The organism is Kitasatospora sp. NPDC059408, assembly GCF_042751525.1.
Lineage (GTDB): Bacteria > Actinomycetota > Actinomycetes > Streptomycetales > Streptomycetaceae > Kitasatospora.
Map to the genome: position 1 here is coordinate 1 of NZ_JBHYWI010000104.1, position 18,889 is coordinate 18,889.

Consider the following 18,889-nt stretch of genomic DNA (forward strand, 5'->3'; position numbering starts at 1 on the left):
GGGGGGGGGGGGCGTCGGGCGGGCCCCCCCCCCCCCGGCCCCGTGGCCGGGCGGAGCGGCTCAGGCCTTCTTCACCACGCTGGACTTGAGCTGCATCGCGCCGAAGCCCTCGATGCGGCAGTCGATGTCGTGGCCGTCGACGCCGTCGACGAGGCGGATGTTGCGGACCTTGGTGCCCGCCTTGATGCCGGAGACGCTGCCCTTGACCTTGAGGGCCTTGACGACGGTCACGGTGTCGCCGTCGGCCAGCACGTTGCCGACGGCGTCCTTGATCACGCGCTCGCCGGCCGCGGCCGCAGCGCCCTCGCCGGCGCCGGCGGGGACCCACTCGTGGCCGCACTCCGGGCAGACCATGAGGGCGTTCATCTCATAGGTGTACTCGCTGGAGCACTGCGGGCACGGGGGGAGGTTGTCGCTCATGTGATCAGGATATCCAGTCGTTCTCAGGGGTGTTTTCCGAGGTCAGCGGGTGTCTGACGGCGGTTCTTCGAGGCGCGGTCGCGGAGCGCCGCAGCGCCGGGCGTATGTGCAGGCGCCGGCCCGTGGTGGCGGCTTCGGCGAGGACGGTCCGGAGCGTCGGCAGGTCGACGGTCCGCGGGCCGGCGGGAGCGCCGTGGTCGTCGTATTCGGTGATGGTGAAGTGCAAGGGCGGCCTTACTGCGGGATCGCGGTCGACGGGCTGAGCGGCAGGCGGACGTAGACGGTCTTGCCACCGTCCGGCGCGGGCTGGATCTTCAGGCCGCCGCCGAGGTGACGGACGAGGCCGGCCACGTCCGCCAGGCCGCCCGTGTCACCCGCGCGCGGGATGTCGGGCAAGCCCGGGTGCCCGTCGCGCACACCGGCTTCGAGGTGGGTGTCGGTCATGGCCAGCAGCAGGTCGAAGAACGGCGAGCGCGAACCGGCGTGCCGGACCACGTTGGTGACCAACTCGGTGATGGCGAAGACGGCGGCGTCGTGCACGACCGTCTTCGGCGGCACGCCCCACCCCGTGAGCACGGCGACCGTGATCCGACGGCTCGTCCGGGCGGCCGGCCAGGTGCCGGCCAGGCTCATCCGGTAGCTGCGGTGGTGGTCGGCGGGCTCTGCCGGCTCGGCGGAGCGGTGGTCGCGGTACCGCCGATCGCGCCAGCGGCGGATCACCGTACGCCCTCGGCGAGTTCGCTCATCGGGACGCTCCGGAGGGGCGGCCGGACACGGCCCGGCTGGGCAGGTGGGTACGGGCGAAGGCGATGGCCTCCGGCGTGCTGCCGAATATGTGCCCGTCGACGCGGAGCCGGTCGAGCACCCCGAGCGCGTCGAGGGGCCGATGGTGCTCGTCGCGGATGCCGGAGACGAGGACGAGCGTGCCGCGCCCCCGGAGTCGGGCGACGGCGTCGCCGAGGACGGTGGCACCGCTCGCATCGATCGCACTGACCCGCGACATGCGGAGGATCACGACCTTCGCCTCGGCGCCCTCGGTCAGCTCCAGCAGGAAGCGGTGCGCGGCCGCGAACAGCAGCGGGCCGTCGATGCGGTAGGCGACGATGTGCTCGGCGAGCAGCGCCCGCTCCTCGTCGTGGTGGTCGGCCGGGGGAAGGCCTGCGTGCAGCGGGACCCGCTCGACCCGGGCCGCCTTCGCCACCGCGGCGAGCGCCAGGGCACCGGAGACCAGCAGGCCGATCGCGACGGCGGTGACCAGGTCGAAGGCGAGCGTGGCGGCGGCGGTGAGGACGAGGACGGCGGCCTCGCCGCGCCCCGAGCGGGCGAGCGCGCGCAGCGAGCCGACCTGGACCATCCGTACCGCGGTCGCGATCAGCACCCCGGCGAGCGCGGCCAGCGGGATCCCGGCGACGAGCGGTGCGGCGGCGAAGACGATCACCGCGAGGACGGCGGCGTGGACGAGGGCCGCGAGCCTGGAGACGGCGCCGGAGCGGACGTTCACGGCGGTGCGGGCGATCGCGCCGGTGGCGGCGACGCCGCCGAACAGCGGGGCCGCGAGGTTGGCCAGGCCCTGGCCGAACAGTTCGCGGTCGCCGTCGTGGCGCTCGGAGACGGTCATCGCGTCGGCGGCGGTGGCGGACATCAGGGATTCCAGCGCGGCCAGCGCGGCGACGGCCAGGGCGGAGGGCAGCAGGGCCGGGACGGCCGAGAGGTCGAGGAAGTCAAGCGAGGGCGCCGGGAGGCCGGCGGGCACGTGCCCGATGGTGGCGACGGGGAGGCCGGCGAGCTCGGCGGTCACGGTCGCGGCGACGACGGCGATCAGCGAGAACGGCAGCGCGGGCCGCAGCCGTCCGCCGACGAGCATCACGGCCGAGACCGCGAGGGCCACGCCGATCGCCGCCCAGTGCGGCGCGGCGGCGAAGTCGCGGGCCGCCTGCGCGGCGACGACGGCCGGGTTGTCGCCCCCGGGCTTCCTCACGCCGAGCGCGCCGGGCACCTGCTGGAGGGCGATGACGCCGGCGATGCCGAGGGTGAAGCCCTCGACGACGGGCACGGGGACGTAGGCCATCCAGCGACCGGCGCGCAGCAGGGCGAGCGCGATGAGGACCGTCCCGGCGAGCAGCCCGACGGTGAGCACGCCGCCGGTGCCGTAGCGCGCGACGATCGGGACCAGGACGACGGTCATGGCGCCCGTCGGGCCGGAGACCTGGACGTCGGAACCACCGAAGACGGCGGCGAGTGCGCCCGCGACGACGGCGGTGGCCAGTCCGGCCTCGGCGCCGGCGCCGGAGGAGATGCCGAAGCCGAGCGCGAGCGGCAGCGCGACCACGGCCACCGTGAGCCCGGCGACCAGGTCCTTGCGGGGCGAGCGGCCCATGGTCGCGAGGACCCGCCGGGTGGGCAGCACGGATCGGGCCCGGTCACGGACGGCGTCGAGGACCGTGCGGACGGCCATCGTTCAGCCCTCTCCTTGCTCTTCTTCGGCGGTGTGCGGCAGGTCGATCCCATGGGCGGACGCGATCCACAGCAGGGTGGCGACGCGCCCGGCGTAGGCCTGGGCTCCTTCGTCGTCCCGGTCGGCGCGGGCCTGCCGCAGCGCCTCGCGCGCCCGGGCCAGTTGTTCGCGCAGTTCCTCGTCGAACGCTGCGGTCACAGCCGTCCGCTCCTCTCCCCCGCCGTTTCCGGTCCAACGTCACGACAGCATGTATGGATATGAAGAATTTTTCAAGTCGCTGCTTTCGCATGTGATGGATTCCGACAGTAGCGATCTGTTGTGATCAGTAACGGTCAAAACGACGACCACGAAGCGCCCGGTGCCTACGCTCGGTGCGCGGTCGGCAGACGGCCGGCCACGACGCGAGACGGTCGGGAGGACTTGTTCGGATGGCAGGCATCGAGGGCGCACTCAAGGACGCGATGGCGATCGACGGGGCGGTGGGCGTGGCCCTGGTCGACGCCACCAGCGGGATGGCGCTCGGCACGCTGGGCGAGGCCTCCGGCCTGGACCTCCAGGTCGCCGCGGCCGGCGCCACCGACGTCGTACGGGCGCAGCAGCGGGCGGCGGACGCGCTCGGGCTGCTCGGGGAGAAGCTGGAGGACAGCCTGACGACGCTCACCCGCCAGTACCACCTCGTGCGCCCGCTGACGTCGCCGGGGGGGAAGGGGCTGTTCCTGTACCTGGTGCTGGAGCGGACCCGGGCGAACCTGGCGATGGCGCGGCATCAGGTGCGGCGCATCGACGAGGAGTTGGTGGTCTGAGCCGGAGGGCGGGCCTTACGGCCGGGCGGGTCCCTCGGGCTGGGCGAGCAGGCCGTTGAGGAGCTCGGCCTGGCCGCTGATGACGCCGCCCAGGATGGCGCGGGCGACCCGCAGGAGCTCGGCGACCTGGGGGTTGGTGAGGCGGTAGTAGACGGTCGAGCCCTCGCGACGGGCGATCACCAGGTTGGAGCGGCGCAGCACGGCGAGCTGCTGGGACAGGTGGGAGGCTTCGACGCCGACCTCGGGCAGCATCTCGGCGACGGCGTGCTCGCGCTCGCTCAGCAGCTCCAGGACGCGGATGCGCACGGGGTGGCCGAGGGTTTTGAAGAACTCCGCCTTCAGCTGGTACAGCGGGGTGCCGACCACGGGAGGCGGGGTGGGCGTTTCGGCGTTCACGTCGTCACCGTCTCCGTCCGGGCCGATCGTCGTCGATCTCGATCGATCTTCGTCAAGGAGTCGACCTTAGCAACCGACGGGACGGACGCGCAGGTCAGCCCCGTACCGGGCGGACGGCCCGGCCGCGCACCCGCCGCCGCCCCCAGGCACAACTCCAGGAGCGGCGGCGAGCCTGCATGCGCCCCCGCGACCATCGGGACGGATCGGACGTCGGAAGCGCCCGCGGCACCACACCGGCCACGCCCGCCCGGCGCGGGCCGAGAGACACCAACCACTGCCCGCGCCGGACACGGAGCGGACGGCACGGCCGTGCGGCACCACGGTGAGATACGCGTTTCCGCGCCCGACCCCGCATGCAGTTGACGATATTAGCAACTGCTAAGGTCGTCATGCGCCAGCCCTCCGGAAGCGGGCCGGCGCCGCCAGGCCGCCCCGGAACCGACGCCGGGGCGGCCTCTCGCGTGCGCACCTCGGAGCCGGTGGTCAAGTCCGCGTGTCCGATGGTCATTTGAGCGGCTTTCCGCACTATCGAGTCGGCCGTGGTCCACCGCCGCTGCTCCGGTGGCGGATCTGGCATGATCGCCCCGTTGATTCGCATCGGCACCATGTGCCCGGATTTGGGACGGGCCAAGGGAGCGACCGGACCGGTCCGGCTCCTTGGCAGACCTCCCGGGCGGAAGGCGAGGAAGCCCGTGACACCGGCCGGCACCCGTTCGAGCGAAGTCGGGGCTCCCGCCTACCCGATGGCGCGGGAATGTCCGTTCCGCATGCCCGACGGCTACGACCGGTTGCGGGCGGAGGGGGCCTTGTCGCGGGTGACCCTCTACGACGGCCGGGAGGTCTGGCTGGCCTCCGGAAGTGCCGAGGGGCGGGCCCTGCTCCTCGATGCCCGGCTGTCCGTCAGCGTCCTGCACCCGGCTTTCCCCGTTCTGGCCCCGCAGTTCGCCGAGCAGTCGGCGGGCGGGTTCACTCCGCCGTTGAGCGGTGTGGACGATCCCGAGCACGCGCGCCAGCGGCGGCTCGTCATCCCCGCCTTCGGCGTCCGGCGGATCGCCGCGCTGCTCCCGGGGATCGAGCGGACCGCGGAGGCGCTCGTCGACGCGATGCTCGCCGGCGGGGACCGGGCCGACCTCGTCCCCGCCTTCTCCCTGCCGCTCGCGTGCGCGGCCAACCTCGCGCTGCTGGGCGTGTCCGAGGAGGACGGGCACTACATCGGGACGCGCAGCCGGCGCCTGCTCTCCCCCGCCGTCGGGGACGAGGCGGGGGCGGCGCAGCGGATCCTCGGCGAGATCCTCGACCGCCTGCGGGCCGTGGTCGCCCGCAAGGAGCAGCGGCCCGGCGCCGGGCTGATCGACGAGCTGATCGCGGGACCGGTCGCGGAGGGCGGCATGGATCGCGATCAGCTCGTCGCGCTCTGCATGGTGCTCATGGCCAGCGGGGACGACAGCACGTCCAGCACCGTCGCCGCCTCGGTGTTCGCGCTGCTGGCGCACCCGGAGCAACTCGAACGGCTGCGCGGTGAACCGGAGTCGATCCCCGGCGCGGTCGACGAGCTCACGCGCCTCACGTCGGTGATCGACGTCCTGCCCCGCGTGGCCACGGCGGACATCGAGATCGCCGGGCACACGATCGAGGCGGGCGAGGGCGTCCTGATCTCGCTCATGCTGATGAACCGCGACCCCGGCGCCTGGGAGGACCCCGATGCCCTGGACGTCGGCCGCCGGGCCGGGCGGCACGTCGCCTTCGGATTCGGGGTCCACCAGTGCGTGGGCCAGAACCTGGCGAGGGCGGTGACCGGGACGGCGCTGAGCGTCCTGCTCCGCCGGGTTCCGACGCTCCGGCTGGCGGTGCCGGTCGAGCAGGTGAAGGCCGATCCCCCGTACGTGCTCCAGGGCGGCGTGTCCGAGCTGCCCGTCGCCTGGTAGGAGGCCCCATGGACGTTGACGGCAGCATCGAGATCGATGCCGGCCGCTGCATCGGCGCGGCGACGTGCACGCGGCTCGCGCCCGACGTGTTCACCCAGGACGACGACGGAGTCGCCGAGTTGCTCCCCGGCGGCGCGACGCGGGCCGACGACGCGCTGCTGCGGGAGGCGGTGCTCGGGTGCCCCGTCCAGGCGATCACCGTCCGCACGAGCTGAACCGGCCCGACGCGAAGGGATGAGCGGCCCCGCCGTGCAGCGCCGCGGCGGGGCCGCTCACCGGTGTCCATCGCCGCCGGTGCGACGAACACCGGTCCGGGAGTGGTCAGTCGAGCGGGCCGCACAGGGCCGGCGCGGTGGCCTCCTGGGGCAGGGCGGGGTTGAGCTCGCTGGGTCCGAGGACGCTGTCGTACCTGCCGTTGTGGTTGTAGTCGATGCCGTGGACCACCACGACGGCGTTGTCGGCCCGCACCTGCTGGGCGACGTCGGTGGTGAGCTGGATGGTCCGGGAGTAGTGGAACGTGCCGGTGGACGGGAACCGGTCGACGGCCAGTGCGCTGGCCGGGCTGGTGTCACCGCTGGTGGTCAGGGACGTGCCGATCGGCCCGTAGGCGGGGAGTCCGTCGGTGGTGCTGATCGCCGGGTGGCCGTTGTGGAGGGTGGCGGCGTCGGCGTCGGGGCACTCGCCGCTGCCCTTCACGTGGATGTGCATGGCGTGCGGGGCCCGGTCCAGCAGCCCGCGGGCGTCGACGGTCACCTGCGCGGTGTCGTCGCTGTTCAGCACGACGGTGGCCCGGCCGGAGCCGTCGACCTGGTTGCCCGGTACGGGCAGCAGAATCGCGAGCGTGAACCGCGAACCGTGGGACGAGAGGTAGGGCGAGGCGGCGAACGAGCCGCCGTCCCGCCCCTCATCGTCACCGCCCGGGCCGCCGTGCGCGAAGGCGGGGACAGCGCCGGCGCCGAGCAGCACCGCGGTCAGGACGGGAGCGAGAAGTCTGGCTTTCATGGTCATCGGTCCTTGCGGAGAGGTCCGCGGCCCGGCCGTCGGGTATGCGGCGAGGTCGAACCGCGCTTCCTGCACGGGATTCGTGCGCCGCACCCCGGCGGATTGGTGAGCCGGAGTCCACGGCCGGGCGCCGGCCGCCCCCGCGAGCGGCCGGCGCAGCCGGTCAGGTCGCCGCGCGGGCGGCCTTGGTGCGGGCGGCGTCGAAGACGGCGGCCGGGTCCCCGTAGTAGATCCACGGGCCCGCGATCTCCCGGCCCATCCCGCGGAACAGCTCCAGGGCCTGCGCCGGGCGGCCGTTCTCGATCAGGCCGTGGGCGATCCAGCCGCGGGACGGGACGGTGCCGGGGTGGGCCGGGTCGGCGGCCGCGAGGTCGGCCAGGGCCGCGTCCAGGGCGGCCGTGAACTCGGCGGACCGGTAGAGCGTGGCCGCGGACTTGTCGCGCAGCACCTGCTCCCAGTACGCCCGCAGCTTCAGCACCGTCAGCAGACTGCCGGCCGGCGCGCCGGCGATCGCCTCGTCGGCGAACCCGTGCATCAACTCGTCGCTGCCGCGCCACTTCGCGCACCAGTACTGCAGCGCGGCGGTGTGCGCGCCGAAGTGGTGGGGCTCGCGGGCCACGATCTCCGCCCACAGCTCGCGGTAGCGCTCGCGCGACCAGCCCTGGCCCATCGCGATCGCCTGCTGCGCCGCCCACGGGTTCGGGTCGTCGGCCGGGGCCAGCCGGATCGCCTCGTGCGACGCCTCCGCAGCCTCCTGCAGCACCTGGTGGAAGCCCGTGGCCTGTTCCCGGGTCACCTCGGAGGCGTACTGCCCGGTGCGGATCTCCCACGCCCGCTTGACCAGGGCATCGGTGTGCACCAGGGCGGCCTCGGGGCTGTCGGGCTGCTCCTTGCGCCACTGCCAGAGCCACAGGTCGTCGGTGGCCGCGAGCTCGCCGAACGGGTTCATCCGGGCGTAGCGGGCACTCCAGTCACCTTCATCGCCCGAGAGGTACGCGGCGGCGGGGCGCCAGTCGCCCGAACGGGCCGCGTCCAGCGCGGCACGCGCCGCCGGGTCGGCGGGCTCGCTGCCCACCTCGACCAGCTCGGAGCGCGGCACCAGACCCGCCGCGGGCGCCTGCCGGCCCGCGGTGGCCTTGCGCTGCTTGTTCAGCCAGAGGCCCAGCCGGATGACGAGGATCAGGAAGGTGACGATGACGAACGGGTGGGGCATGAACCTGCTTCTCCACGAACTCCGTCGCACAGGTGTGCGTTCGGTGAAGATCGTAGCGTTCGGTCACCGGGCCCGCGTACGGGTTTTCCAGGCCGGCCGGCGCTCCCGGCACCCTGCTCACGGGCGCCTCATGGACGACTCCTAGGATCGGTCCGGATTCTTCGGCGGACGCCGTGCCTGACCGGCCGCGCCCGTCGTCCAAGGCCATGCACAACACGGCAGCACGGCTCCGCCGACGGCGATGGGGCCGCGCATCGAGGAGGAACGTCCATGCACGCCCGGAAGATCGGCGCGGCCGCCGCGACAGCGGTGGCGCTCCTGGCCGCCCGCGACCTCACGCAGAAGAAGCACGCGCTGCTCCGGAACTTCCCGGTGCTCGGCCACGCGCGGTACCTGCTGGAGACGATCGGGCCCGAGCTGCGGCAGTACATCGTGACCTCCAACGAGGAGGAGCGTCCCTTCAGCCGTGACCAGCGCACCTGGATCTACGCGTCGGCGAAGGAGGAGAACAACTACTTCGGGTTCGGCACCGAGGTCGACGTCGCGCACGTGCAGGGCCACGCCTACCTGAAGCAGCGCACGTTCGCCGGCGCCCTGCCCGACGCCCACGACCCGCAGGCCCCGCTGCCCTCGGCCAAGGTGCTGGGCGGGCCGCGCGGACGGGCGAAGGCCTTCCGGCCGGCGAGCGTCGTGAACATATCCGCGATGAGCTTCGGGTCGCTCTCCGGCGCGGCCATCACCGCGCTCAACAAGGGCGCGGCACTCGCGGGCACGATGCACAACACGGGCGAGGGCGGTCTGTCGCCGTACCACCGCAACGGCGGCGACCTCATGCTCCAGATCGGCACGTCGTACTTCGGCTGCCGCAACGAGGACGGCACCTTCAACCTCGACAAGCTCAAGGAGGTCGTCGCGAGCGCCCCGGTCAAGGCGATCGAGATCAAGCTCTCGCAGGGCGCCAAGCCGGGCCTGGGCGGCATGCTGCCGGGCTCGAAGGTGACCGAGGAGATCGCCGCGATCCGCGGCATCCCGGCCGGCCGGGACTGCGCCTCCCCGTCGCGGCACACCGCGTTCGGCGACGTCGACTCGATGCTCGACTTCGTCGAGCTGCTGGCCGCCGAGACCGGCCTGCCGGTCGGGATCAAGAGCGCGGTCGGCGAGCTGGAGTTCTGGCAGGAGCTGGCCACGCTGATGGCCCGCGGAGACCGCGGCGTCGACTTCGTCACCGTCGACGGCGGCGAGGGCGGCACCGGCGCGGCGCCGCGGATCTTCGCCGACTCGGTGGCGCTCCCGTTCCGGATGGGCTTCTCCCGCGTGTACGGGACCTTCGCCGAGCTCGGGCTGACCGACGAGCTGACGTTCATCGGCTCCGGCAAGCTCGGCCTGCCCGAGAACGCCGCGGTCGCGTTCGCCCTGGGCGCCGACATGATCAACGTGGCCCGCGAGGCCATGCTGTCGATCGGCTGCATCCAGGCGCAGAAGTGCCACACCGACAAGTGCCCCACCGGCATCGCCACCCAGAACCAGTGGCTGGCCCGCGGCCTGGACCCGGCCTCGAAGTCCACCCGCGCCGCCGTCTACCTGCGCACGCTGCGCCGGGAGCTGCTCAAGGTCTCGGGCGCCCTCGGCGTCGCGCACCCGGGCCTCATCACGGCCAACGACATCGAGATCATGAACGGCGACTACGAGGCCCGCTCGCTGGCCGGCGTCTACGGCTACAAGGAGGGCTGGGGCGAGCTCGGCCCGCACCTCGCCAAGGAGATCACCGAGCTGCTCACCGCCAAGCCCGCCGTCTGACGCTCCGGCGCCGGCACCTACCGAGCCCTGCCACCGGGTCGACCCGGGGGCAGGGCTCGTGGCGTTCTCCGGGCGGAAGTTCCGTTGCCGGCCTGCGGGTTCGCGGGTTCTTCCGGTCGTCCTTCCGGTGAACCGTCCGGTGCTTCTTCCTGGTCCACCCGGCCGCCCCAATGTTCTGCTGAACGCGGTCAAGTGACCATCCCCCTCACCGAGGACAGGAAGGTGCCGCGTATGAACGACCCCAGTGCCCGAACCCCCCAGGAGATCTTCCGCAGCCACGGCAAGGCGCTCCTCGCCCAGGACCTCGACGGGATCGCCGCCAACTACGCCCCCGACGCGGCCTTCATCACCCCCGCCGGCGTCCGGCACGGCCGGGACGGCGTGCGCGAGGGCTTCGCCCGGCTGTTCGCCGACCTCCCGAAGGCCGAGTGGGACCTGGTGACCCAGACCTTCGAGGGCGACGTCCTCTTCCTGGACTGGTACGCCGACTCCGACACCAACCGGGCGCACGGCGTGGACACGTTCGTCTTCCGCGACGGGCTCGTCCAGACCCAGACCGTCCACTACGCGCTGACCCCGAAGAGCTGAGGAGACCGACCATGAGTGGATTCCTGCGCACCGCCGGCTCCGTCGCGCGGCGCCTGCGGACCGCCGCCGTCGCCGCCGGCCTGGCCGCGGTCGGCGTGGCCGGCCTGCCCGCGACGCCGGCCTCGGCGGCCACCTGGACGCAGTCGGTGACCGGGCCGATGTACCTCACCAGCGGCGCCTGGCCCGATCACGACCTGTGCGCCAGCGCCTCGGACGACACCGTCCGGCTGCGGCAGTTCGACGCCTCCGACCCGTACTGCCAGTGGATCCGGATCGGGGACCGCGGCCGCTTCGCGCTCTTCAACCCGGCGAAGCAGAAGGTCGCGGGCTACGTGGGCGGCAACGAGGGCGCGATCACGATGCAGAGCCTCAACTACCCCACGTCCTACCTCCAGTTGTTCGCCTGGGGCGGCGCCGAGGACTGGGGCGCCTACGCGCTGCAGTCCTTCGAGGACAACGGGCAGAACATCGACGCCAAGGACCCGGGCAGCGACACCCCGCGCACCGACGGGGTGCACACCCGGGGCTGGCGGCACGGCTACCAGCGCGAGCTGACCTGGAACGAACTCCCGGTCGCCGCGCCCGGTCTCGACCGGTCCGTCGCGGCGCTCCAGGCCTACCAGACGTACCTGAACGGCACGCTGGGCAACGGCGCACCGGACGAGACCGCCTGCGTGACGGAGTCCACCCCCGTGCGGTCGGCCGCCGACAACCTGTTCGTGTCGGCCGAACTCGCCCGCGGCGGCGACGCCTACGCCGGACTGCGCGCCCGCTCCGGCGGCGTCGGCCCGTGGGAGCAGTACAACCTGTGCCGCAACAACCGCAACGGCCTGTACGCGATCCGGTCGGCCGCCAACGGCCGGTTCGTCTCGGCCGAGCTCGCCTTCGGCGGCACCGACTACGCCGAACTGCGCGCCCGCGCCGACGTCCTCGGGCCGTGGGAGCAGTACACCGTCGAGCCCGTGGGCGGCGGCACCTACGCCGTCAAGTCGGCGGCCAACGGGAAGTACGTGTCCGCCGAGCTCGCTTACGGCGGGGACAGCTACGGCGAGCTGCGCGCCCGGGCCGACGGCATCGGGCCGTGGGAGCAGTTCCGGTAAGGAGACCCGCTGAACGGGCTCGGACCTCCCCGGAGCGGGAGGTCCGAGCCCGCCGACGCCTACCGGGAGTGCGCTCCCAGGTCCGCCCGGCCGGTCACGCCCAGCGCACGGACGACGCGTTCCACCATGCCGGTCACGTCCTGCGGGGTCAGCAGCAGGGCCTGCGCGACCTGGCGGTCGCTGTGACCGGCGCCGATCAGCTCCAGCAGCCGGTACTCGGTCAGCGACAGGCTCGGCGCCACCGCCCGCTCGGCCTCCGGCCGCACCCCAACGGCGGCCAGCGCCCGGCGGACCCGGCCGGCCAGCAGGACGCTGCCGCAGGTCCCGGCGAGGTCCAGCGCCTCGGTGAGGACGCGGCGGGCCCGATCGGTCTCGCCGGTGCGGGCCAGGACCACCCCCAACTCGTACTGGGCGCGGGCCAGTTCCATCCGGGCCGGGGACCGCTCCAGCACGGTGACGGCCTCCCGCAGCAGGGCCTCCCCCTCGGGGCCGCCCACGACGACGCCCAGGCAGCGCGACGCCACGCCGATCACCCGATCGGTGCCCCAGCGGTGAGCCAACTCCATCTCTTCGGTCGCGAGTTGGAACGCCTCTTCCCGCTGCCCGAGCGCCAGGTGCAGCAGCGCGGCACGCGAACGCCAGGGCGTCATCGCCAGGTTGGACACCCGCGCCCGCTTCTCCTGCGCGCCGTACTCCAGCAGGAGGGCCAGCGCGGCCGCCGGATTGCGCCGCGCCGCGTGCAGGCGGCTGCGGGCGAGGACCATCGGGCCCTGCCACGTCCAGCCCACCCGCTCGGTGTCGGCGTCCGGCACCAGGACGCCCGCCGCCGCGGCGAGCTCGCCGCGCTCGATCAGCGCCTCCCCCGTCTGGGCCATCAGCGCCAGCCGCACCCGGGGCTCCAGGCCCTCCCCCGCCGTCGTGGCGGGATGACCGAAGTCCGGCGTGAGGGACGGGATCCGCCCCCGGCGCAGCCGGACCGTCAGCTGCCACACCATCGCCGCCGACACCATCAGGAACGAGCCCCAGCGCCCGCCCACCTCGGCGATGTGGTCGAAGCGCGCCGCCGCGTCGTCGAGCCGGTCGGTGGTGACGAAGGACAGGCCGGCCAGGCTGACGAGCATCTGCGCCTGGTCCACGCCCGCCAGCCCGCCGCGCAGGGCCCGGTCGAGGAGGTCGTCGGTGACCGCGGCACTGGCGTCACCGGTGACTCCCGAAGCGGACAGCGCGGCCAGGACCGCGCACTCGCCCGGCGTGTCACCGGGAAGCTTCTCCTCCCACAGCCGGCCCGCCAGTTCCCGGGCCGCGGGGACGGTGGACAACTGCTCGTACCCGATCACCAGCATCTGGGCCTGGAGGTACCACGACACCTCACGGGCGATCCCGGTGCCGTCCTCCGCCTGCCGCAGATCCTCCACCGCGCGGGTGAGGACCTCGGCCGCGTCGGCGTGCCGGTGCCCGAGGAACAGTGCGTTCGCGAGCAGGTAGGCCGCCTCGGCCCGGGCGTACGGGTCGGTCAACGCCTCCGAGGCCCGCGCCAGTTGATGCCTGGCCGCGGCGACGTCGACCTGCAGCTCGGCCGCGCCCAGCTCCAGGAGCAGCGGGCCGCGCCGGTCGGCGGGCATCGGCTCCCGCAGGGCGCGGCGCAGGTAGGTCGCGGTGATCTCCGGCGCGCCTCGGCCGCGGGTCACCCGTGCGGCCTCCCGCAGTGCCTCCACCCGCCAGGCCTCGCCGCTCGGTTCGGCCAGCAGCAGGTGGGTGGCCACCGCGTCCTCGCCCGCGCCCTCGCGTCGCAGCAGTTCGGCCGCCTGCGCATGTGCGGCGGCCGACTCCACCGGGCTGACGACGGCTTCGGCGATCGCGGCCCGGACCAGGGGGTGGTCGAACCGTGCCACCTCGCCGGGCGCCAGCACCCCGATCCGCCGCAGACGGCGGCCGTGCTCGCGGGCCTGCGCCTCACCGAGCCCCGCCAGTTCGGCCGCGTGGTGCCAGGCGACGCCGTCGCCCAGCACCACCAGGGCCCGGGCCAGCCGACGGGCCGGCTCCGGCTGGCCCGCCAGCCGCTTGACCACCGTGGCCGCCAGGATCCTGCCCCGGAACTCCTCGACCAGGGGTGCGTGGCCGTCCTCGGGCTCGATCCCGTTGTCGGCCAGGGTCCGGAGCAACTCCCGCAGGAGCAGCGGGTTTCCCTGGCTAGCCTCGGCACAGGCGGCGACGAACCGCGGCCCGGCGTCGCGCCCCAGGCTCGCGCCCACCAGCCCGGCGACGCTGCCGGCGTCCAGCGCCGGCAGGTCGACGGGCAGGCAGTCCGGCTGCCCGGCGATCCGCTCCAGGAACGGCTCGGCCTCCGTCCCGCTGTGCGGCCGGGCCGCCAGCACCAGCAGCAGCGGGAGGCCGCGCAGGCGCCGCGCCAGGTAATCCAGCCACCGGACGGACGGGCCGTCCGCCCAGTGGGCGTCGTCGACCACGAGGGCGACCGGCCCGTCGTCCGTGACGTGCACCATCAGCCAGTACAGGCTGTGCAGCACACCCAGGGACGCCTCGGGCGACAAACCTCCGCCCGCGCCGTCCACGCCGTCCAAGCGCAGGACGTGCGAGGCCGGCGAGGCAGGGCCCGACAGCAGCCGCTCCCGGCCGGCCGCACCGGCGCTGGCCAGCAGCGGATCGGCCAGCTGCCGCAGCACCGCGAAGGCGAAGTCCCGCTCCAGCTCTCCCCCGGCCGCCCGGACCACCCGGAACCCGCGCGTCTGCTCGGCGGCGGCCCAGGCGTTCAGCAGCGAGGTCTTCCCCATGCCCGCGCCCGCGCGCACCAGCACGACCCCGCCCCGACCGGCCCGGGCGTCACCGGCCGCGCGTTCCAGGGCCTCCAACTGGCCCTGCCGGTCGAGCAGTTCGGCTCCCTTCGCCCGGTCGTCGACCCGGGAACCGGCCGGCCCGCCGGAGCGGCTGGCCGCGAACAGCGCGGCGGCCTCCGCCTCCGCCAGGCCCAGCGCCGACACCAGCACCTCCAGGGTGCGGCGCTGCGGCCGCTCCCGGCGGCCCCGCTCCAGATCCCTGATCGATCTGGCCGCCAACCCCGCGGCCTCGGCAAGTTCCTCCTGAGTCAGTCCCGCAGCACGCCGCAGCTCCCGCAGCAGCCGGCCCAACGTCGTCACCCACACACCCCCACACCCGGGTCACCCCAGTGGCTACTCCCCGGTAACAAGTCGGGACCCTACCGGGCGAGGTGATCTTCCGGGGCGGCTTGACGAGAACTTGCCAGAAGAGGCCGCGTGGCTACCCGCGACCGATGCGGGCGAGGAGCGGGGCGGCGCCGTCCTCCGCGGCGATCCCACGGGCGAGCTCGGCCGCACCGCGGCCGTGGGACGGGTGGGCGGCCACGGCCACCTGGTGGCCCGCTTCCGGCAGGCGGCGCCCCAGGCCCGTGTACGGCGCGACGCCCCCCGGGAACCGGCGGTGATGATCAGAATGCGCATGCGGCGATTCCGGCAGGCTCAGAACGCGTCGTCGGGCATCTCGACCGTGGTGCGGTCCAGGCTTTCCAGGAGCTTGAACTGCGCCTCGGTCTTGGGCAGTTCGTAGCGGAAGAAGAACCGGCAGGCGTGGCGCTTCCCCTCGTAGAACGGCCCGCTGCCGGCGTCGGCGGCGAGGAGCTGCTCCAGCCACAGCCACGCGACGACGGTGTGGCCCACCGCTTCGAGGTAGATGCTCGCGTTGGCCAGGGCCGTCTCCGGGTCACCGGTCGACCACAGCCGCCGGGTGACCGAGACGACGCGCTGGGCGGCCTCGTCGAGCCGCGCCGCGTACTCGGCGGCGTCGCCGCCGACGCCCTTGGCGCGGGCGATCGTCGCATGCACCGTCTCCACGAGCAGGCGCAGCCCGGCGCCGCCGTCCATGACGACCTTGCGGCCGAGCAGGTCCAGGCCGTGGATGCCGTGGGTGCCCTCGTGGATGGGGTTGAGCCGGTTGTCGCGGTAGAACTGCTCGACGTCGTACTCGCGGGTGTAGCCGTAGCCGCCGTGCACCTGGATGGCGAGGCTGTTGGCCTCCAGGCACCACTGGGAGGGCCAGCTCTTGGCGACGGGCGTGAGGACGTCCAGCAGGAGCTTGGCGCGGGCCCGGCCCTCGGGGGACGCGCCGGTGCGCTCCTCGTCGAGGAGGCGGCCGCAGTACAGGACGAGCGCCAACGCGCCCTCCGCGTAGGACTTCTGGGCGAGCAGCATGCGGCGCACGTCGGCGTGGGCGATGATCGGCACCTGGGGCGCGTCCGGGTCCCTGCCGGTGAGCGGACGGCCCTGGGGGCGGGTGCGGGCGTAGTCCAGGGCGTGCAGGTAGCCGGTGTAGCCGAGCGCGGTGGCGCCGAGCCCGACGCCGATCCGGGCCTCGTTCATCATGTGGAACATGTAGGCCAGTCCGCGGTGCGGCTCGCCGACGAGGTGCCCGACGGCGCCGGGCCCGCCGCCCGGCCGGTGGACGCCCTCGCCGAAGTTGAGCAGGGTGTTGGTGGTCCCCCGGAAGCCCATCTTGTGGTTGAGCCCGGCGAGCACGACGTCGTTGCGCTCACCGGCCGAGCCGTCGGCGGCGACCAGCACCTTGGGCACGATGAACAGCGACAGGCCCTTCACGCCGGGCGGCCCGCCGGGGATCCTGGCCAGCACCAGGTGGACGATGTTCTCGCCGAGCTCGTGGTCACCGCCCGAGATCCACATCTTGTTCCCGAACAGCCGGTACGTGCCGTCGCCCTGTGGCTCGGCCCGGGTGCGGATGTCGGCGAGCGAGGAGCCGGCCTGCGGCTCCGACAGGCACATGGTGCCGAAGAACCGTCCCTCCAGCATGGGCCGGACGTAGGTGTCGACCTGCTCCCGGCTGCCGTGCGCCAGCAGCAGGTTGGCGTTGCCCGCCGTGAGGAACGGGTAGCCGGACGTCCCCGGATTCGCGGCCTGGAACCACGCGAAGCAGGCGCTGGCCACGACGGAGGGCAGCTGCGCGCCGCCGACCTCGTAGTCCATCGCGCTGCCGAGCAGGCCCGTGCCGGCGAAGACGGCCAGCGCCTCCTTGACCTCCGGGATCAGGTGGACCCGCTCGCCGTCGAAGCGCGGCTCCTCGGCGTCGTTCCGCTTGTTGTGCGGCGCGAAGTGCCGGGTGGCGACCTGCTCGCTGAGGTCCAGGGCCGCGTCGAAGGTCTCGCGCGAGTGGTCGGCGTAGCGCGGCCGCCCGGTGAGCGACGCGACGTCCAGCCATTCGTACAGCAGGAAGTCGAGGTCGCGGCGGGAGAGGAGCAGAGAGGTCATGGCATCGTGCCTTTCAACTCGACGAGCTCCGCCCGAGGCTACCCGAGCCCGAATCCGGTGTCGGGGCCCGCGTCCGGGACTGAAGGGGGCAGGCTGGGGGAAGGGCTCGGTCACACCCGGCACCATCAGAGTCAGGAGTTCGGCATGAGTGAACCGCTCGACTTCAACGCGAGGACCATCGCGGAGTTCCGAGCGAACGGCGGCTTGGTCGGCGGGCCCTTCGAGGGGGCTCCGCTCGTCCTGGTGCACCACCGCGGACGCACGAGCGGCAAGGAGTACGTCGCCCCGATGATGTGCCTGCCGCACGACGACGACCCGGACGTCGTCTACGTCTTCGCCAGCAAGGGCGGAGCACCCACCGATCCGGACTGGTACCGCAACCTGACCGCCGCCGGCGAGGGCACCGTCGAACGCGGGACGGAGACGTACCGGGTGTCCGTGCGCGAGCTGACCGGAGACGAACGCGACCGCGTGTACGCCGAGCAGGCCCGGCGCTACCCGGGCTTCGCCGAGTACGCCCGCCAGACCGCCGGCATCCGCGTCATCCCGGTGCTCGAACTGACCCGCGCCTGATCCGGGGCCCCGGACCTCCGCCGGGGCCGCGCGGTCGTACCGGGGCGCACGCCCGACTCCCCACCGGATCGGCTCCGGCGTTCCGGTGTTCCGGTGGGGCGTCGCGTGCCGGGCCGGCCCGTCAGGCGGTGGGCTCCTCGGCCGGCGGGGTGCCGCGCAGGCACAGGTTGCGGTTGTTGTACTCGCTGCGGCCGGTGACGTCGGTGCCGAACCAGTCCGGGGGCTCGAAGGCCGTCGCCTCGGCGGTGCTGTCGAACTCGACCTCGACGGTGAGCAGGCCCGCAAGGGCGCCCTCGTAGGTGTCGAGCTGGGCGGTGCGGCCGTCCTCCAGCGGGACCTCGGTGCGGACCTTGGTCAGCCGGGCGCCCTCGGTGGCGGGCCACAGGGCCGCGACCTGCTCCTCGTCCAAGGGGGTCTCGTACTCGGCGCGCTCCAGGCCGCCGCCGTGCTTGACCGTCAGCGTGGAGCCCTCCGGCGTCCGGCGGATCCGCACCTCGGAGTCGCCGCCGCGGGTGAGGTAGCCCTGGCTGATGGCCGTCGAGACGGCACCGGCCGTCCCGGGGACGCGGTCGACCAGAAACTTGCGCTCGATCTCGCTCGGCATCCGGTTTCCTTTCCTCGTGCTCAAGACCGGTCGTCAGGCGGCCGACGTCGTATGCCGAGCTCGTGGGGCGCCGGTCGGTCTCCGGGCCCGGCTCATCCCGGGAGCGAGGACGCCCCGCCGATCGCGGCGAGCAGTTGGAACGGCAGCTCCCGGTCCCCCTGGCCGATGGCCAGGGCGAGCCACCGGTCGGACGAGGGTGGCTGCCACAGTTGCATGCTGCCGGCGAGGTTGCACAGGAAACCGAGCGGCTCCGGGGCCACGAACTCGGGGTCCGGATGGTCGAACCCGAGATACGGCCACAGGTCGACCGTCGCGGGGCTGCCCCAACGGGCGGTCAGAGCGGCGGCAAGCGCGTCGAGATCGGCCTCCAGCTCCTTCTCGGCCGCCTCGACGACCTCCTCGCTGCGGTCGTCCCAGAAGTCCCGGCTCTCCCGGAGCACGGCCACGTGGAATCCGGGCCCACTCCACCCGTCACCATTCTCCGGCTTGCCCTCCTGCCCGGGGAACGGCAGGGCACTCAGTTCATCGATGATCGACAGCTGGGCTTCGGTGAAGCCCGTCGACCGGTGCTGGCTCGCCATGGACGAAGCCTAACGTGCACCCGGCCCCGGCGGCCCGGCCATCTCGGAACAACAGTGGCCTCACCATGACCAACTGAGACAGATTCATCAACGGTCCCCTTATGGGGACATAAGAGACACTCAATGAACAAACTTTGCCGATTC

19 protein-coding genes are annotated in these 18,889 nt (G+C 73.4%); 7 read left to right on the forward strand and 12 right to left on the reverse strand.

Annotation, left to right across the window (positions count from 1 at the left end):
• Window positions 1-60 precede the first annotated feature (60 nt).
• Genes ACFXDE_RS39075 through ACFXDE_RS39095 form a run of 5 tightly spaced genes read right to left on the reverse strand, consistent with a single transcriptional unit; the run spans window position 61 to window position 3,073 of the window.
• The gene (locus ACFXDE_RS39075; RefSeq protein WP_380499078.1) at window positions 61-420 is read right to left on the reverse strand and encodes a zinc ribbon domain-containing protein YjdM; all 360 of its coding nucleotides are present in this window, start codon (window positions 418-420) and stop codon (window positions 61-63) included.
• Window positions 421-424: 4 nt separating this feature from the next.
• Entirely contained in the window at window positions 425-646 is a 222-nt protein-coding gene (locus ACFXDE_RS39080; protein WP_380499079.1) for a hypothetical protein, read from the reverse strand.
• Window positions 647-654: 8 nt separating this feature from the next.
• Entirely contained in the window at window positions 655-1,140 is a 486-nt protein-coding gene (locus tag ACFXDE_RS39085) for an ATP-binding protein (protein WP_380499080.1), read from the reverse strand.
• 22 nt (window positions 1,141-1,162) lie between these two features.
• Window positions 1,163-2,875, reverse strand: a complete 1,713-nt coding sequence (locus ACFXDE_RS39090) for a SulP family inorganic anion transporter (RefSeq protein ID WP_380499081.1) — start codon at window positions 2,873-2,875, stop codon at window positions 1,163-1,165.
• Between the two features lie 3 nt (window positions 2,876-2,878).
• Window positions 2,879-3,073 (reverse strand): hypothetical protein, encoded by a 195-nt coding sequence (locus tag ACFXDE_RS39095; protein WP_380499082.1) that lies wholly within the window; start codon window positions 3,071-3,073, stop codon window positions 2,879-2,881.
• Between the two features lie 230 nt (window positions 3,074-3,303).
• On the opposite strand from ACFXDE_RS39095, the gene ACFXDE_RS39100 reads away from it, so the two are divergent.
• The gene (locus ACFXDE_RS39100; RefSeq protein ID WP_359970277.1) at window positions 3,304-3,678 is read left to right on the forward strand and encodes a hypothetical protein; all 375 of its coding nucleotides are present in this window, start codon (window positions 3,304-3,306) and stop codon (window positions 3,676-3,678) included.
• A 15-nt stretch (window positions 3,679-3,693) separates the two neighbouring features.
• Here the strand turns inward: ACFXDE_RS39100 and ACFXDE_RS39105 are convergent, their stop codons facing one another.
• Window positions 3,694-4,074: an ArsR/SmtB family transcription factor gene (locus ACFXDE_RS39105; protein WP_380445900.1), complete on the reverse strand. Its 381-nt coding sequence runs from the start codon at window positions 4,072-4,074 to the stop codon at window positions 3,694-3,696.
• 815 nt (window positions 4,075-4,889) lie between these two features.
• Here ACFXDE_RS39105 and ACFXDE_RS39110 point away from each other — a divergent pair.
• Window positions 4,890-5,999 (forward strand): cytochrome P450, encoded by a 1,110-nt coding sequence (locus tag ACFXDE_RS39110; RefSeq protein WP_380499094.1) that lies wholly within the window; start codon window positions 4,890-4,892, stop codon window positions 5,997-5,999.
• Between the two features lie 8 nt (window positions 6,000-6,007).
• Window positions 6,008-6,214: a ferredoxin gene (locus ACFXDE_RS39115; RefSeq protein WP_380499083.1), complete on the forward strand. Its 207-nt coding sequence runs from the start codon at window positions 6,008-6,010 to the stop codon at window positions 6,212-6,214.
• A 106-nt stretch (window positions 6,215-6,320) separates the two neighbouring features.
• Here the strand turns inward: ACFXDE_RS39115 and ACFXDE_RS39120 are convergent, their stop codons facing one another.
• Both ACFXDE_RS39120 and ACFXDE_RS39125 read right to left on the reverse strand, forming a co-directional pair.
• On the reverse strand, window positions 6,321-7,001 hold the full coding sequence (locus ACFXDE_RS39120; RefSeq protein WP_380499084.1) for a hypothetical protein: 681 nt from the start codon (window positions 6,999-7,001) through the stop codon (window positions 6,321-6,323).
• Window positions 7,002-7,164: 163 nt separating this feature from the next.
• Window positions 7,165-8,214, reverse strand: a complete 1,050-nt coding sequence (locus tag ACFXDE_RS39125) for a hypothetical protein (protein WP_380499085.1) — start codon at window positions 8,212-8,214, stop codon at window positions 7,165-7,167.
• A gap of 270 nt (window positions 8,215-8,484) precedes the next feature.
• On the opposite strand from ACFXDE_RS39125, the gene ACFXDE_RS39130 reads away from it, so the two are divergent.
• From ACFXDE_RS39130 to ACFXDE_RS39140, 3 genes are all read left to right on the forward strand, one after another.
• Window positions 8,485-10,011 carry an FMN-binding glutamate synthase family protein gene (locus ACFXDE_RS39130; protein WP_380499086.1) on the forward strand — a complete coding sequence of 509 codons (1,527 nt, stop codon included), beginning with the start codon at window positions 8,485-8,487 and terminating at the stop codon, window positions 10,009-10,011.
• A gap of 231 nt (window positions 10,012-10,242) precedes the next feature.
• Window positions 10,243-10,599, forward strand: coding sequence for a nuclear transport factor 2 family protein (locus tag ACFXDE_RS39135; RefSeq protein WP_380499087.1), 357 nt, complete (start codon window positions 10,243-10,245; stop codon window positions 10,597-10,599).
• Between the two features lie 11 nt (window positions 10,600-10,610).
• Window positions 10,611-11,699: a hypothetical protein gene (locus ACFXDE_RS39140; protein ID WP_380499088.1), complete on the forward strand. Its 1,089-nt coding sequence runs from the start codon at window positions 10,611-10,613 to the stop codon at window positions 11,697-11,699.
• Between the two features lie 59 nt (window positions 11,700-11,758).
• Here ACFXDE_RS39140 and ACFXDE_RS39145 read toward each other — a convergent pair whose 3' ends face one another.
• On the reverse strand, window positions 11,759-14,851 hold the full coding sequence (locus ACFXDE_RS39145; protein ID WP_380499089.1) for an ATP-binding protein: 3,093 nt from the start codon (window positions 14,849-14,851) through the stop codon (window positions 11,759-11,761).
• Between the two features lie 339 nt (window positions 14,852-15,190).
• Complete coding sequence (locus ACFXDE_RS39150; protein ID WP_380499090.1) at window positions 15,191-16,987, reverse strand: acyl-CoA dehydrogenase; 1,797 nt, start codon at window positions 16,985-16,987, stop codon at window positions 15,191-15,193.
• Window positions 16,988-17,131: 144 nt separating this feature from the next.
• Here ACFXDE_RS39150 and ACFXDE_RS39155 point away from each other — a divergent pair, with 144 nt between their 5' ends.
• A complete protein-coding gene (locus tag ACFXDE_RS39155) occupies window positions 17,132-17,560 on the forward strand; it encodes a nitroreductase family deazaflavin-dependent oxidoreductase (RefSeq protein ID WP_380445910.1) in 429 nt (142 codons plus the stop codon).
• 121 nt (window positions 17,561-17,681) lie between these two features.
• On the opposite strand, the gene ACFXDE_RS39160 is transcribed toward ACFXDE_RS39155, so the two are convergent.
• Together ACFXDE_RS39160 and ACFXDE_RS39165 are read right to left on the reverse strand one after the other, a co-directional pair.
• The gene (locus ACFXDE_RS39160; RefSeq protein WP_380499091.1) at window positions 17,682-18,164 is read right to left on the reverse strand and encodes a CYTH domain-containing protein; all 483 of its coding nucleotides are present in this window, start codon (window positions 18,162-18,164) and stop codon (window positions 17,682-17,684) included.
• A 92-nt stretch (window positions 18,165-18,256) separates the two neighbouring features.
• Entirely contained in the window at window positions 18,257-18,745 is a 489-nt protein-coding gene (locus ACFXDE_RS39165; protein ID WP_380499092.1) for a hypothetical protein, read from the reverse strand.
• Window positions 18,746-18,889: the final 144 nt, after the last annotated feature.